Source organism: Micromonospora sp. NPDC052213 (genome assembly GCF_040679695.1).
Taxonomy (GTDB): domain Bacteria; phylum Actinomycetota; class Actinomycetes; order Mycobacteriales; family Micromonosporaceae; genus Micromonospora.
In genome coordinates, this window is record NZ_JBFAVI010000032.1 from 38,311 (window position 1) to 52,394 (window position 14,084).

Below are 14,084 nucleotides of genomic sequence, written 5' to 3' on the forward strand. Positions count from 1 at the left end.
ACCGGGAACGCCAACAGCGCGACCGGCAGACAAACCGTGCACAGTTCGAACAGAAGTCGCTATTGGCCGCGCAACTCCCAGCGCCCACGAACCCGCGCTCCCCGTCTGAGGACGCCCGCGGTTGTCGAGAAATGGGAATTGCGATTCCCGCAACCGGTAGACTCCGCCCGCGAACCGGCGACGGCCGCACAACGTACCGGCCTATCCGGTCAGCGGGTCAGGCCGACCAGCGTCGCCAGGCGCGCCACGCCGGCCGGCGCCGGGCGACCCCGGGCAAGTTCGGCGATCACCGTACGCGCCAGAGGCCGGGCCCGGACCTCGGCGGGCGCGACGCCGTCCGCCTCGACCAGCATCCGCCCCGCCCCGCGCAGGTCACCGATCTGGAGGTACCCGCGCGCGGCGTCCAGCAGGTACGCGGCCCGGTACTCGGCCGGCAGCCGCCGCCACCCCTCCCGCCGGATCGCCTGCTCGTGCCGGCGCACCGCCTCCCCGGCGTCCCCCGACTCGACCGCCGCGACCACCCGGGCCAACTCGACCGCGACCGGCCCGAAGCTGGTCCGGTACGGGTCGTCACCGGCCCCGACCCGGGCGGCGATGTCGGCGGCCCGGGCGGTCAACTCCCCGACCCGGCGGGTGTCGCCGCAGCCGGCGGCAGCCAGAGCGGCCTGAATCAGCAGGGCCCCGTGGACCATCGACGTCTCCGGCGTCGGTACGACGCGGCGCGCGGCGGCGACCGCCGCCGCCAGCGCCAACCGGTCCCGGCCCAGCGCGCGCAGCGCCTGCCCGATCGACACGACTGCCGACGCCGCCAGCACCGGGTCACCGCCCGCCACGGCCACCGCCCGGTCGGCGGCCAGCCACCCGAGGTCGGCCTCGCCGAGCTTCACCAGCACCGACGAGGTGATCCGGTAAGCCTGCACCAGCAGCTCCGGCGCGTGCGCGCGCAAGCCCTGGGCGGCGTCGAGCAGCCCCGGCAGCAGCCGCACCACCTGGGCGTAGTGCGCGTGCTGGTACGTCAGCCAGGCGTGCTCCAGATGCCGCTCGACCTCGCCTGCCGGCACCGGACGACCGGGTTCGCGGTCATATCGGGCGAGGGCGGCCCGGATGCCGTCCACCCCATCCGGCGGGCCGGCATCCGCCGACGGCGGCGGACGGTCCTCGCCGAGCAACACCAGCGGGTCGACCCGCAGCACCGCGGCGATCTCCTGGATGACCGGATACCGGTCCAGGGTGCGGACGCCCCGCTCGACCTTGTCCATCCAACTCTTGGACCTGCCGAGGCGGTCCGCGAGCATCTGCTGGGTCATCCGCCGCCGCACCCGCCAGCGTGCCACCCGACGACCGATCGGCTCGTCACCGCTGGTCACGCCGCCACCGCCGGTCCGGGACCGCCCGGGTGGTCTCCTCCACCGGTACGCGCTCCGCCTCGGCCTGGGCGAGCAGCCGTTTCTTGGCAGCCTCCCGCTCGGCCGCCTCGACCTGCTCGCCCCGACTCATCGCTGGCTCGTCGTTCTGCATCCGCACCTCCATCGACCGGGGGCGCGACGGTAGGTCTCGGAAGCACTTCCTATCGCCGCCCCATTGCGCCGTGAGGCCAGCGAAGTCGACTGCTGGTCGACAGACCAGATGGCAGGCGATGCGTGCCGTTGCGTAGCCCTCGGTGCCATGTTGCGCCGGGTTGCGCGAGGAACCCACAGCGCCGCAGCAGCCCATAGGCTCGTCACTGCTGGTAGCCACTCGACACCTGGAGGCATATCCATGGCGCGGCCGGTCACGAATGTGGCGTTCGAAGCACTGCTTCGCACCGCCGGGTACGGCAACGCCCACGCCGCCTTCGCTCGCCAGCTCAACCACGCCGGTCGTGTCCACGGCACATGGCGCTACGACGCCGCCAGCGTCTACTGGTGGCTACGCGGACGCCGGCCGGTCGACCACGTCCAAGCCACCATGGCCGACACGTTCGCCCGCAAACTCGGTCGCCCCGTTGCCGTCACCGAACTCGGGTTCACGGCACGCGGTGTCACCGCGAATGCTGGCTACCCCACGTCCGCGGGTCAGGCTATCGATGCTGCCGAAAGACTCTGGGCGACGCTCGCCAGGCAGCTCGGCTCAGCGCCTGGCGGGACATTCCAGAGTGGCGACGCCCTCCAAACCGCGCTCGCCTGGCGGTACGACTTGCCCGACCGGGCGGTCGCGTGCAGCGGCCGGCAACTGGTGACGAGTGCAGACATCCAATCCCTGTACGCCCTCGCCGACCATTTCACCGACCTCGACCGACGCCACGGCGGTGGCTCCCCACGCACCCGGGCGCTCATGGTCGACCTCCTCGTGCGCCAGGTCGTCCCGATGCTGCGAGGCAGCTACACCGACGCCGTCGGACGGGACCTCATGCGCGCGACCGCGACGCTTTCCGGCCAGCTCGCCTTCATGTCCTACGACGCAGGCGACCACGGCATCGCCCAACATCATCTGACCATCGCGCTACGGCTCGCCAAGGCCGCCGACGACCGCCTGTACGGCGCCCACCTGCTGGCCAACCTCGCCACCCAGGCCATCTACCTCGGGCACGCCCACGACGCCGTCCGGCTCGCCGAAGCTGCCATCGACGGAGCAGGCCGTGCCCCCGCCGCCGTCCGCTCGCGGCTGTACACGACCGCCGCCAGCGCGTACGGCACGTCAGGCGAAAGACGTGCGTGCCAGAACGCCCTCGCCATGGCCGAGCGAGCCGTCGATCGTACGGACCCCGACGGCGATCCGCGCTGGGTCAGCTACTTCAGCCCGGCCCACCTCGCCGGCGCTGCGGTCAAGTGCCTCAGCGACCTGGGCCTATACCGACAGGCCCTGAAACACGCACCTGACGCGCTCACCGTCGCCAACCAGAACATCCGGACGCGTGCCCTGCACACCGCCCTCATCGCCACGACCCATGCTCGCGCTGGAGACATCGAGGCTGCCTACGACCGGGGCCGGGAGCTGACGCACCACGCAACAACCGTCCACTCCGCCCGCGTGACACATCGCGTTCGCGAGCTTGCCGCCGCTCTGCGCCCTCATCAAGCCGTGCCTGAGATCAACGAACTCCTGCTGACTCTCGCAGTTCCGACAGTGCCCAGGTAACACAAGGTCCCATCGAGACAGTGTCGGCTAGCGTCACCGAGGTGACCTGGACCGAGCCCGCTACCTGGTACGCCAACCTTCCCGCCTTCTACGCCGCCGCAGCCGCCTTCATCACCGACCGGGCTGGAAACGTACTGCTCGTCAAGCCCACCTACCACGACCACTGGGCCTTCCCAGGTGGTTACGTGGACGAGGGCGAATATCCGCATGATGCCTGCGCGCGCGAGATCCGCGAAGAGCTGGGTACTGCTGTGGTGGTGGGCGACCTGCTCGTCGTGGACTGGGCACCTCCCGCCGGGCAGCGGCCACGCGCCCTGATCCACTTCACCTTCGACTGCGGTACGGTCTCCAGTCTTGAGGGCATCACCCTGCCTGAGCAGGAGCTTGAGGACATCGCCTTCTTCTCGCCGCAGGATGCTGAGCAGCGGCTCCCGGACAATGTCGCTCCGCGAGCCCACGCGGCGATACGCGCCCGAGCCCGGCGCACCCCGGTGTACCTCGTCGACGGCGGTGCTGCCTCACAACCGCAGGAATGATCAACAGCGGTCGTCCCCGCCATGCTCTCCAGCGTCGGGGCGACGCCTGTGCATGCCCTGGTGCTGACGGTGCGACTTGAAATGGGGTCGCTCAAGCGATGACCTGGTAGCGGGCAAGCATTGACATGACAGTTTCGATGCGGGCGGTCAGCAGATGGTCGGGCGGGTGGTGGAGCTGAACCATGTGACGTCTCAAAATCCCGGAGGTCAGAGCGCCACGACCGCCGCCGTCTCGGCCGGCAGTTCGATCCGGTCCCGCATCACCGTGACCCCCTCCCCCGTGGCCAGCAGCACCCGCCGCGCCACCCCCGGCAGCGTGACCCGCTGCGGCTTCGCGGCCAGGTTCGCCACCACCAGCGTCTCCCCCCGGCGCATCACCAGGAAGTGGTCGCCGTGGCGCGCCTCCACCCGGTTCAGCCGCGGGTCGGACAGGTCGGGGCGGCTCTTGCGCAGCGCGATGAGCCGCCGGTGGAAGTCGTACATCTCGCGGTGTTCGGGCTTGTCCAGCTCGGCCCAGTCGAGGCGGGAGCGGACGAACGTCTGCGGGTCCTGCGGGTCCGGGACGTCCCCCTCCGGCCAGCCGTGCGCGGCGAACTCCCGCTTCCGGCCCGTCGCCACCGCCGTCGCCAGCTCCGGCTCCGGGTGGCTGGTGAAGAACTGCCACGGGGTGCTGGCCGCCCACTCCTCCCCCATGAACAGCATCGGCGTGAAGGGCGCGGTGAACAGCAGCGTCGCGCCCACCCGCAGCAGCCCCGGGGAGAGCGTGGCGGAGATCCGGTCGCCGGTGGCCCGGTTGCCGATCTGGTCGTGGTTCTGCAGGTACGCCACGAACCGGTGCCCAAGGGTACGCTGCCGGTCCACCGGCCGCCCGTGCTGGCGGTTGCGGAAGCTGGACCAGGTGCTGGTGTGGAAGAAGCCGCCGGTGAGCACGTCGGTGAGGCATTCCAGGGAGCCGAAGTCGCCGTAGTAGCCCTGCCGCTCGCCCGTGAGCAGGGTGTGCAGAGCGTGGTGGGCGTCGTCGTTCCACTGGGCGTGCAGGCCGTAGCCGCCGGCCTCCCGTGGGGTGATGAGCCGCGGGTCGTTGATGTCGGACTCGGCGATCAGCGACAGCGGCCGGCCGAGGTGGGTGGCCAGCGACTCCACCTCCACGGCCACCTCCTCCAGCAGGTGGGTGGCGCGCGAGTCGGGCATGGCGTGCACGGCGTCGAGCCGCAGCCCGTCGACGTGGTAGTCACGCAGCCACATCAGCACGCTGTCGAGGATGTAGCGGCGGACGCCGTCGGAGTGCGGGCCGTCGAGGTTGACCGTGCGGCCCCAGGTGTTGCTCTGCTCGGTGAGGTACGGCGCGAACATCGGCGCGTAGGCCCCGGAGGGCCCGAAATGGTTGTAGACGACGTCGAGGATCACCCCCAGCCCCTTGGCGTGGGCGGCGTCGACCAGCCGTTTCAGGCCGTCCGGCCCGCCGTAGGGCTGGTGCGGGGCATACCAGCAGACGCCGTCGTAGCCCCAGTTGTGCTCGCCGTTGAAGGCGTTGACCGGGAGCAGCTCGATCATGTCGACGCCGAGGTCGACCAGGTGGTCGAGACGGCCGATGGCGGCGTCGAAGGTGCCCTCCGGGGTGAAGGTGCCGACGTGCAGCTCGTAGAGGACGCTGCCGGGCAGTTGCCGCCCGGTCCAGGCGTGGTCGGTCCACTCGAACGCCGCGTGGTCGTAGAGCCGGCTCGGCCCGTGCACCCCCGCCGGCTGCCAGGCCGACCGGGGGTCGGGCAGCGCCCGCTCGTCGTCGTCGAGGAGGAAGGCGTAGTCGGTGCCGGGGCCGGTGGCGGGCACCTCGACCCGCCACCAGCCGCCGGGACCGGAACGCATCTCGTGGTCGGCGACGCCGGGCAGGCGCAGCCGGACCCGGGCGGCCTGCGGCGCCCACACCGCGAATTCGGTCATCAGGCAGCCTCCACGGACTCGGGGGTGGGAGCCAGCAGCGCGACGGGGTAGGTGGCCAGCAGGTCGGCCAGACGGGTCTCCCCGCCACTGTAGACCCGGCCGGTGAACAGGTCGGTCAACTCGTGAACGGGAAGTGACAGGACCGTGTCGTCCCAGCCGCCGGCGCGGGCCAGGCCGAGCGGCAGCCGGGTGGCGACCGCGACCGCGCCGCCCCGGTCGAAGGCCACCACGTGCCGCCCGGCGCGCCCGTGCGCGGGCACCGGCCGGTAGCCGGTGAACAGCTCCGGGCGGTCCCGGCGCAGCCGCAGGGTCCGCGACACCACCAGCAGCTTCGCCGCCCCGCCGGCGTCGACCGGCGGAAGCGGGCCGCCGTCGAGGTCGGCGAGCAGCTGCCGGCGTACGGCGAAGTCGACCGGACGGCGGTTGTCGGGGTCGACCAGGGAGTTGTCCCACAGCTCGGTGCCCTGGTAGGTGTCCGGCACCCCGGGCATGGCGAGCTGCACCAGCTTCTGCCCCAGCGAGTTGGACCAGCCGGCGGGGGTGATCTCGGCGGCGAACGCGGTCAGCTCGGCGCGCAGCCGCGGGTCGTCGTACATCGCGTCGACCACGGCGTGCACGGCCCGCTCGAAGGTGGGGTCGGGGTCGGCCCAGCTCGTGGCGGCCGACGCCTCCCGGGCGGCCTTCTCGGCGTACGCGTGCAGCCGCTCCCGCCCGATCGGCCAGGCGCCGACGGCGGTCTGCCAGAGCAGGTGCGCGAAGGCCGGGTCGGGCAGCGGCGCGCGGGCCGTCCACCGCGTGACCAGGTCGGCCCAGCGCCCCGGCAGTTCGCTGAGCACCGCGAGCCGGGCGCGGACGTCCTCCGAGCGCTTGGTGTCGTGGGTGGAGAGGGTGGTCATGCTCGCCGGCCAGCGCACCTGCCGGGCGGCGGCGAAGCGGTGGAACTCCGCCGGCGGCGTGCCGAAATGGGCGGGGCTGCCGCCGACCTCGTTGCGGGCGACGAAGCGGCTCCACCGGTAGAAGGCGGTGTCCTCCACGCCCTTGGCCATCACCGCGCCGGTGAACTGCGGGAAGCGCCTCGCCAGTTCGTCGTCCGGGTCCCGCAGCCGGCGGGTGACCGCGTCGAGCGCGCCGGCCAGGTCGGGGGGCGGCGGCCGGCCTCGGCGCGGGCGGCGGCCAGGTGCCGGGCACCCTCGGGCGGATAGCCCCGGTAGACGGGGAAGGCGGCAGCCAGCTCGGCCAGCGCCGCGCGGGCCGCCTCGCGGTCGACGTCGGGGGCGAGCGCGGCCAGCCGGGTCAGCTCGGCCGACAGCAGCCGGGTGGCGGCGGCGAGCTTCGTGTCGTGGGTGAGGTCCTCCCAGGAGGTGTGCCGGCCGGTCAACCGGGTGTCGAGGGCGGTGAGGTCGGCCTCCGCGTCGGAATCGACGAAGAGCCCGCAGACGGCGGCGAGGGCGTCGTAGCCGGTGGTGCCGTCCACCGGCCAGTCCGGCAGCTCCTCGCCGTACTCCAGGATCTTCTCCACCACCAGCCACGCCGCGGGGGCGGCGGCGCGCAACCGGGCCAGGTAGCCGGCCGGGTCGCGCAGCCCGTCCGGGTGGTCGACGCGGATGCCGTCGACCTCGCCGGTTGCCGCCCAGCGCAGGACCAGCTCGTGGGTGGCGGCGAAGACCGCCGGGTCCTCCACCCGCAGCCCGGCGAGGTCGGAGACGGCGAAGAACCGGCGGTACGTCAGCTCGGCGTCGCCGCGCCGCCAGGAGACCAGCTCGTAGTGCTGCCGGTCGTGCACCTCGCGGGCGCTGCCGGCGCCGGTGCCGTCGGCGACCGGGAAGCGGTGCTCGTGGTAGCGCAGCTCGCCGTCGGCGAGCTTGAGGTCGTCGAGGGCGTCCGGGGCGTCGGCCAGCACCGGCAGCAGCAGCCGGCCGGCGTCCCAGTCGATGTCGAACCAGCCGGCGTACGCCGACTCGCGGCCCCGGCGCAGCACGTCCCACCAGGCGGGGTTGGCGGCGGGCACGGCCACCCCGGCGTGGTTGGGCACGATGTCCACGACCAGGCCGAGGCCGGCCGCCCGCAGGGCGCGCAGCAGCCGCCGCCGGCCCGCCTCGCCGCCCAGCTCCGGGTTGACCGCCCGGTGGTCGACCACGTCGTAGCCGTGCGCGGAGCCGGGGGTGGCGGTCAGCAGGGGCGCGCTGTAGAGGTGGGTGACGCCCAGGTCGGCGAGGTAGTCGGCGAGGCCGGCGGTGGCGTCCAGGTCGAAGCCGGGGCGGACCTGCACCCGGTAGGTGGCGCCGACCCGGGACGCGGCCGGTCGAGGGGCGGTCGACATGTCAGGTCGTCCTCTCCAGCACCACCACGCACCGGTCCGGCACGCCGAGGACGCCGCCCGCCTCGACCACGGTGGTCTTCTCCGGTTCCGGTTCCGCCGTGCTGATCACCAGCTCCCAGCGTCGGCCGAACTCGGGCCCGGGCACGGTGAAGTCCAGCGGCGCGTCGTGGGCGTTGAAGCAGAGCAGGAAGGAGCTGTCCAGGTGGCGCTGGCCGTACTGGCCGCGCTCGCGGATGCCCTCGCCGTTGACGAAGAGCGCGACGGAGCGGCCGAAGTCGTTGCCCCAGTCCTCGCCGGTCATCTCCCGCCCGTCGGGGGTGTACCAGGCCAGGTCCGGCAGGGGCTCGTCGACCAGCCGGGAACGCACCGGCAGGCCCGTGAAGAAGCGGCGGCGGCGGAACACCTGGTGGCGACGGCGGAAGGCGACCAGCTTGCGGGTGAACCCCAGCAGGTCGGCGTCGGCGTGCTCCCAGTCGACCCACGCCAGCTCGCTGTCCTGGCAGTACGCGTTGTTGTTGCCGCGCTGGGTGCGGCCCAGCTCGTCGCCGTGGCCGATCATCGGCACGCCCTGGGAGAGCACCAGGGTGGTCAGGAAGTTGCGCCGCTGCCGGGCCCGCAGGGCCAGCACCGCCGGGTCGTCGGTGTCCCCCTCGACCCCGCAGTTCCACGACCGGTTGTGGCTCTCGCCGTCCCGGTTCTCCTCCCCGTTGGCCTCGTTGTGCTTGTCGTCGTACGACACCAGGTCGGTGAGGGTGAACCCGTCGTGGCAGGTGACGAAGTTGATGCTGTGGAACGGTCGACGCCCGTCGTCCTGGTAGAGGTCGGCGGAGCCGGAGATGCGGGACGCGAACTCGGCCAGGGTGGCCGGTTCGCCGCGCCAGAAGTCGCGCACGGTGTCGCGGTACTTGCCGTTCCACTCGGTCCACACCGGCGGGAAGTTGCCCACCTGGTAGCCGCCGGGGCCGACGTCCCACGGCTCGGCGATCAGCTTGACCTGGCTGACCACCGGGTCCTGCTGCACCACCTCGAAGAAGGTGGAGAGGCGGTCGACCTCGTAGAACTCGCGGGCCAGGGTCGCGGCGAGGTCGAAGCGGAAGCCGTCGACGTGCATCTCGGTCACCCAGTAGCGCAGCGAATCCATGATCAGCTGGAGCGAGTGCGGGCTGCGCACGTTGAGGCTGTTGCCGGTGCCGGTGTAGTCGACGTAGTGGCGTCGGTCCTCCTCGCTCAGCCGGTAGTAGCTGGGGTTGTCGACGCCCTTGAAGCTCAGCGTCGGGCCGAGGTGGTTGCCCTCGGCGGTGTGGTTGTAGACCACGTCGAGGATGACCTCGATCCCGGCGGCGTGCAGCGCCTTGACCATGCCCCGGAACTCCTGCACCTGCTGGCCCAGGCGACCCCACGCGGAGTAGCCGTGGTGCGGGGCGAAGAAGCCGATGGTGTTGTAGCCCCAGTAGTTGCGCAGCCCCAGGTCCGCGAGGCGGTGGTCGTGCACGAACTGGTGCACGGGCATCAGCTCGACGGCGGTCACCCCGAGCGTCGTCAGGTGCTCGATCATCGGCGGGGAGGCCAGGCCGGCGTACGTGCCGCGCAGCTCCTCGGGGACGTCGGGGTGGCGCATGGTCAGGCCGCGCACGTGCGCCTCGTAGATCACCGAGTGGTGGTACGGGGTGCGCGGCGGCTTGTCGTTGCCCCAGTCGAAGTACGGGTTGACCACCACCGACTTCGGCACGAACGGCGCGGAGTCGGCGGTGTTCATCCGCTCCGGGTCGCCGTGCTCGTAGTCGTAGACCGCCGGGTCCCACCGCACGTCGCCGTCGACCGCCTTGGCGTACGGGTCGAGCAGCAGCTTGTGCGGGTTGCAGCGCAGCCCGTTCGCGGGGTCGTACGGCCCGTGCACGCGGTAGCCGTACCGCTGCCCCGGCTCGACACCCGGGATGTACGCGTGCCAGACGTAGGCGTCGACCTCGCGCAGCTCGACGCGCCGTTCCGCCCCGGTCTCCCCCTCGTCGAACAGGCACAGCTCGACCCGCTCGGCCACCTCGGAGAAGATCGCGAAGTTGGTGCCCATCCCGTCGTGGGTGGCCCCCAGGGGATACCGCTCACCCGGCCAGACCTGCATGTCGCTCCTTCGGCCAAAGATCATGAGCGCGCACCGCACCATGAGCGCACCACACGGCGGGGGCCGGGCGGCGCGCGTGCGGGTATTGCCCCGCGGGTTCGGCCACCAATCCACCCGATCGGCGGATGACCGGATCCACCCGACCGATACCGCCGGCGCACACCGCCGCACGGGCCGAGCGCCGCGGTTACGATCTTGCATCCGCACTGGTCAGGGTGTTGATCATCGGACAGACTCGCAGGACCCGGCTGGGACGAGGTCCGAGGGGGATGTACGTGCGGATTCTCCTGGTGGAAGACGACCTACGCGTGGCGTCTGCCCTCACCAAGGCCCTGCGCCGCCGGGGATACGAGGTGGTGCCGGCGCTGACGGCCGCCGAAGCGATCCGGGCCGACCCGGTCGACCTGGTCCTGCTGGACCTCAACCTGCCCGACCGGGACGGCCTGGAGGTGTGCCGGCGGCTTCGTCAGACCGACGAGGACGTCGCCATCATCGCGGTCAGTGCCCGTGCCGAGGAGTACGACCGGGTGGCCGGCCTGCGGGCCGGCGCCGACGACTACGTCGTCAAGCCGTTCTCGATGGTGGAGTTGCAGGCCCGCATCGAGGCGGTGATGCGGCGTACCGTCCGCAGCGCCCGGACCACGAGCCAGTTGCGGGTCGGCACGCTGCGCATCGACGTCGACGCCCGGCGGGTCTGGGTGGGCGACCGGGAGGTCAGCCTGGCCCGCAAGGAGTTCGACCTGCTGGTGGCGCTGGCCCGGCAGGCCGGCGCGGTGGTGCCCCGGGACCGGCTGCAGTTGGACGTCTGGCAGACCACCTGGGGGACCCGGCACAACCTCGACGTGCACGTCGCGGCCCTGCGGGGCAAGCTCGACGACGCCGGCCTGGTCGAGACGGTCCGGGGCGTCGGCTACCGGCTGCGCGTGGGATGACGGCGGCCGGTGAGCGACCCGGGTGTCCGCGACCGCCCGCCGATGTCGGTGAACGGGTCGGAAACCTCAGCTGATCCTCAAGAAACGCAGGGTGTGGGCCAACGGTGGGCCGAGTGCGGGTGTGCTGGGCGCACCCCAGCCATCCCTCCTGTTTGGAGATCGGTTTGAGATACAGACGGACAACGGCCGGTGTGTTCTCCGCCCTGCTCGCCGCCACCCTCGTGGCGACGGCGGTGCCCGGGCAGGCGCACGGGCAGCCGAGCGCGGCCCTTCAGCAGGCGGAGCCGAACCAGGTGCAGGGCCTCACGGTCGTGCAGGGCGACGGGTACGCCACGCTGGCGTGGACCCGGGTAGAAGGGGCCACCGACTACCAGATCGAGCGGACCCCGCTGGCCGGGGACGGCACGCCCGGCACGCCGGTGATCGTCGGTGTCTGGCGCCCGAACCGCCAGGTCAACAACACCGCGCCGACCTTCGCCGACGCGGGCTTCGTACCGGGCAACGGCTTCCAGTGGCGGGTCCGGGCCCGGTTCGGCACCGAGGCCCAGCCCTACTCGGCGCCGGTCAGCGGCACCACCAGGGCCCACTGGGGCGACCCGGCCGTCCCGGGTGAGAACCTTCGCACCCAGTGGGAGGACACGCTGGGCGCGCAGTACACCAGCGACGTCAACGAGTACGCGTACACCGCCGCGATCGACAACGCCAGCGACCGCGTTCGCGTGGTGGAGATCGGCCGCACCGTCCAGGACCGGCCGATCAACATGCTGGTCATCGGCTACCCCAAGCCGCCGGCGACGCCGGAGGCCGTGGCCGCGACCAACCCCCTGATGGTCAACTGCAACGTGCACGGCAACGAGCCGGGCGACCGCGAGGCCTGCCTGATCATGGCCCGGCAGTTGGCCTTCACCAAGGACAGCAGGACCCTCGACCTGCTGTCGAAGACCACCATGCTGATCGTGCCGACGCTCAACGGCGACGGGCGGGCCGCCAACACCCGCGGCAACTCCACCGGTCAGGACCTGAACCGGGACCACTCGCTGATCCGCCAGCCGGAGACCCTCTCCCTCGCCGAGATGGTCCGCGACTACCGGCCGATCGCCGGCTACGACGGCCACGAGTACGGCAACACCAACGCCGGTGACCTGCCGATGCTGCCGCCCCGGCACCAGAACGTGGCGCAGGGAATCTTCGACGAGTCGCAGGAGATGATCGAGGGCCACATGTACGCCCAGGGCGCCCGGGACGGCTGGTGGGCGTGTCCGTACGGCTGCACCTCCAACGCCACGGTGGGCCTGAGCGAAGAGACCATCCTGCGTAACACCCTCGGCCTGAAGAACGTCGTCAACTCCCTGCTGGAGCTGCGCAGCTCCGGTGGCCCGACGCGGCCCGACGAGAGCAACACCGCGAACAACCGCCGGCGCAAGACGTACTCCGCGCTGTGGACGTTCAACGAGTTCTTCAGGTACCACGGCGCCAACGTCAAGGACATCACCGAGGCCCGCGCCGAGGCGATCACGTTCCAGTCCGCCAACGAGGGACGGATCGTGTTCCGGGGCTCCCGGAAGATCGAGGCCTACCCCGCCCCGCACCCGGGTGAGGCCCCGCCGCCCGTGGACGCCCCCACCCCGGAGCGGATCCTCGAGCAGCCGCCGTGCGCGTACAGGCTGACCGAGGAGCAGTACCACGGTGAGCGGACCGACGGGCCGACCGGCAAGCGCACCACGGCGGCCCAGCGCATCGCCGCCCACGGCTGGAAGGTGATCAAGGTCGCCGACGGCTACCTGGTTCCGCTGTCCCAGCCGCAGCGGGGCCTGATCCCGCTGCTGCTCGACGAGCAGGCCGTCGAGGGCCTGGTCGCCGGCGAGCGGATCGCCCCCACCCTGACCGGCACCCACAACGGCACGCTGGTCGTCTCCGGCGTCGCCTGCCTGGACGGGGCCACCGTCCGGGGTCCGGTCCAGGTGCGGCCCGGCGCCACGCTGATCGTCAACGGCAGCTCGATCGACGGTCCGGTGAACGCCACCGGCGCCGCCGGGGTCGTCATGACCGACAGCACGGTCGAGGGTCCGGTGCGCGCCACCGGCACCAACGGCCCGGTCGTCCTGGTCGGCAACGAGGTGACCGGGCCGGTCAGCGTGACCGGCAGCACGGGCGTGGCCCCGCTGGTGGCCGGCAACACCGTCAACGGTCCGCTGGCCTGCGCCGGCAACTCCCCCGAGCCGATGAACATGGAGGTCACCAACTCCGTACGGGGTCCGAACGTCGGCCAGTGCGCGCTTCTGTGACCTGCTGAGTTCCGCCCGAACGTGGTGCCGGCAGGCCTCCCGCCGACCTGCCGGCACCACCCGTACCCGTTCCGAAGTGGAGAAGACCGTGCCCGACACCCTCACCCCGGGGCCGTGCTCCGGAAACCGGTCCCGGGTCGCCCGCCGCCGGCGGGCGGTGGCCGGGGCTGCTCTGGCCCTCCTGGTCGCGGTGACCGGGTGCACCGGTTCGCAGCAGGAGAGGTCCGCCGCGACGGACCGCACCGGCGACGCCACACCGGTCGCGGTGACCGGACCGCTGTGCGACGTGCTGCCCTCGGGGACCGAGCCGGGCAGTCCGGGCTCGCTGGTGGGCCAGTCGCCCGACCAGGCCCTCACCTGGATTCCCGTGCTCACCACGTTCGAGGCGGCGGTGCGGGCCACCGGGATGGCCGAGGAGTTGTCCGCCGCCGGTGGGCTGACCATCCTCGCCCCGACCGACGACGCCTTCCGGGCCAAGTTCTCCACCGCCAACCTGGACCACCTGCTGCTCAAGGACACCGACACGCTGCGGGGGCTGCTGAAGGAGCACCTGGTCGGCGGGGCGCGCTCGGCCGCCGAACTGGTGGCCGCCGGCTCCGTCACCACCCTCGCGGGCACCACCCTCGCCGTCACCGCGGCCGGACCGGGGGCCCGGCTGGCCGACCGGGCCGAGACGGTCTGCGCGGACTACCGGGCCGCCGGCGCCCGGATCCACGTGATCAACAAGGTGCTCGGGAGCCTGCCGGACACCGCCCGCGAGGAGGACGACCACCACTGAGCGGTCCGACGGCTCCCCAGCCGGCCCACCAAACCCGGCCCCCCCCCCCCCCCCCC

The 14,084-nt window shown here is 72.3% G+C and carries 9 protein-coding genes and 1 pseudogene; 5 read left to right on the top strand and 5 right to left on the bottom strand.

What is annotated here, in order from left to right; genetic code table 11:
* Positions 1 to 209: 209 nt before the first annotated feature.
* The gene (locus AB0L34_RS11185; RefSeq protein ID WP_363703932.1) at positions 210 to 1,367 is read right to left on the bottom strand and encodes a helix-turn-helix domain-containing protein; all 1,158 of its coding nucleotides are present in this window, start codon (positions 1,365 to 1,367) and stop codon (positions 210 to 212) included.
* Complete coding sequence (locus AB0L34_RS11190; RefSeq protein WP_350712232.1) at positions 1,354 to 1,518, bottom strand: hypothetical protein; 165 nt, start codon at positions 1,516 to 1,518, stop codon at positions 1,354 to 1,356. Before AB0L34_RS11190 ends, AB0L34_RS11185 begins: the two co-directional genes overlap by 14 nt.
* Before the next feature lie 240 nt (positions 1,519 to 1,758).
* Between AB0L34_RS11190 and AB0L34_RS11195 the strand changes: the two genes are divergently transcribed.
* A complete protein-coding gene (locus tag AB0L34_RS11195) occupies positions 1,759 to 3,117 on the top strand; it encodes a hypothetical protein (RefSeq protein WP_363703934.1) in 1,359 nt (452 codons plus the stop codon).
* Positions 3,118 to 3,158: 41 nt separating this feature from the next.
* Positions 3,159 to 3,653, top strand: coding sequence for an NUDIX hydrolase (locus AB0L34_RS11200; RefSeq protein WP_363703936.1), 495 nt, complete (start codon positions 3,159 to 3,161; stop codon positions 3,651 to 3,653).
* 207 nt (positions 3,654 to 3,860) lie between these two features.
* On the opposite strand, the gene treZ is transcribed toward AB0L34_RS11200, so the two are convergent.
* The 3 genes and pseudogenes from treZ to glgX form a co-directional block, all read right to left on the bottom strand.
* Entirely contained in the window at positions 3,861 to 5,594 is a 1,734-nt protein-coding gene (gene treZ / locus AB0L34_RS11205; RefSeq protein ID WP_363703938.1) for a malto-oligosyltrehalose trehalohydrolase, read from the bottom strand.
* Positions 5,594 to 7,914: pseudogene (gene treY / locus AB0L34_RS11210) on the bottom strand (malto-oligosyltrehalose synthase). Before treY ends, treZ begins: the two are co-directional and overlap by 1 nt.
* A gap of 1 nt (position 7,915) precedes the next feature.
* On the bottom strand, positions 7,916 to 10,033 hold the full coding sequence (glgX, locus tag AB0L34_RS11215; protein ID WP_363703940.1) for a glycogen debranching protein GlgX: 2,118 nt from the start codon (positions 10,031 to 10,033) through the stop codon (positions 7,916 to 7,918).
* 269 nt (positions 10,034 to 10,302) lie between these two features.
* On the opposite strand from glgX, the gene AB0L34_RS11220 reads away from it, so the two are divergent.
* The 3 genes from AB0L34_RS11220 to AB0L34_RS11230 all read left to right on the top strand — a co-directional run bounded on the left by AB0L34_RS11220 (position 10,303) and on the right by AB0L34_RS11230 (position 14,028).
* Positions 10,303 to 10,965 carry a response regulator transcription factor gene (locus AB0L34_RS11220; protein ID WP_363703942.1) on the top strand — a complete coding sequence of 221 codons (663 nt, stop codon included), beginning with the start codon at positions 10,303 to 10,305 and terminating at the stop codon, positions 10,963 to 10,965.
* 164 nt (positions 10,966 to 11,129) lie between these two features.
* Positions 11,130 to 13,250: a M14 family metallocarboxypeptidase gene (locus AB0L34_RS11225; protein WP_363703944.1), complete on the top strand. Its 2,121-nt coding sequence runs from the start codon at positions 11,130 to 11,132 to the stop codon at positions 13,248 to 13,250.
* 76 nt (positions 13,251 to 13,326) lie between these two features.
* Positions 13,327 to 14,028 carry a fasciclin domain-containing protein gene (locus AB0L34_RS11230; RefSeq protein WP_363703946.1) on the top strand — a complete coding sequence of 234 codons (702 nt, stop codon included), beginning with the start codon at positions 13,327 to 13,329 and terminating at the stop codon, positions 14,026 to 14,028.
* The last annotated feature ends 56 nt before the right edge of the window (positions 14,029 to 14,084 follow it).

Coding starts and splice junctions, on each gene's coding strand:
- treZ (WP_363703938.1), bottom strand. CDS start 5,594: ATGACCGAATTCGCGGTGTGGGCGCCGCAGGCCGCCCGGGTCCGGCTG.
- AB0L34_RS11190 (WP_350712232.1), bottom strand. CDS start 1,518: ATGCAGAACGACGAGCCAGCGATGAGTCGGGGCGAGCAGGTCGAGGCG.
- AB0L34_RS11220 (WP_363703942.1), top strand. CDS start 10,303: ATGTACGTGCGGATTCTCCTGGTGGAAGACGACCTACGCGTGGCGTCT.
- glgX (WP_363703940.1), bottom strand. CDS start 10,033: ATGCAGGTCTGGCCGGGTGAGCGGTATCCCCTGGGGGCCACCCACGAC.
- AB0L34_RS11195 (WP_363703934.1), top strand. CDS start 1,759: ATGGCGCGGCCGGTCACGAATGTGGCGTTCGAAGCACTGCTTCGCACC.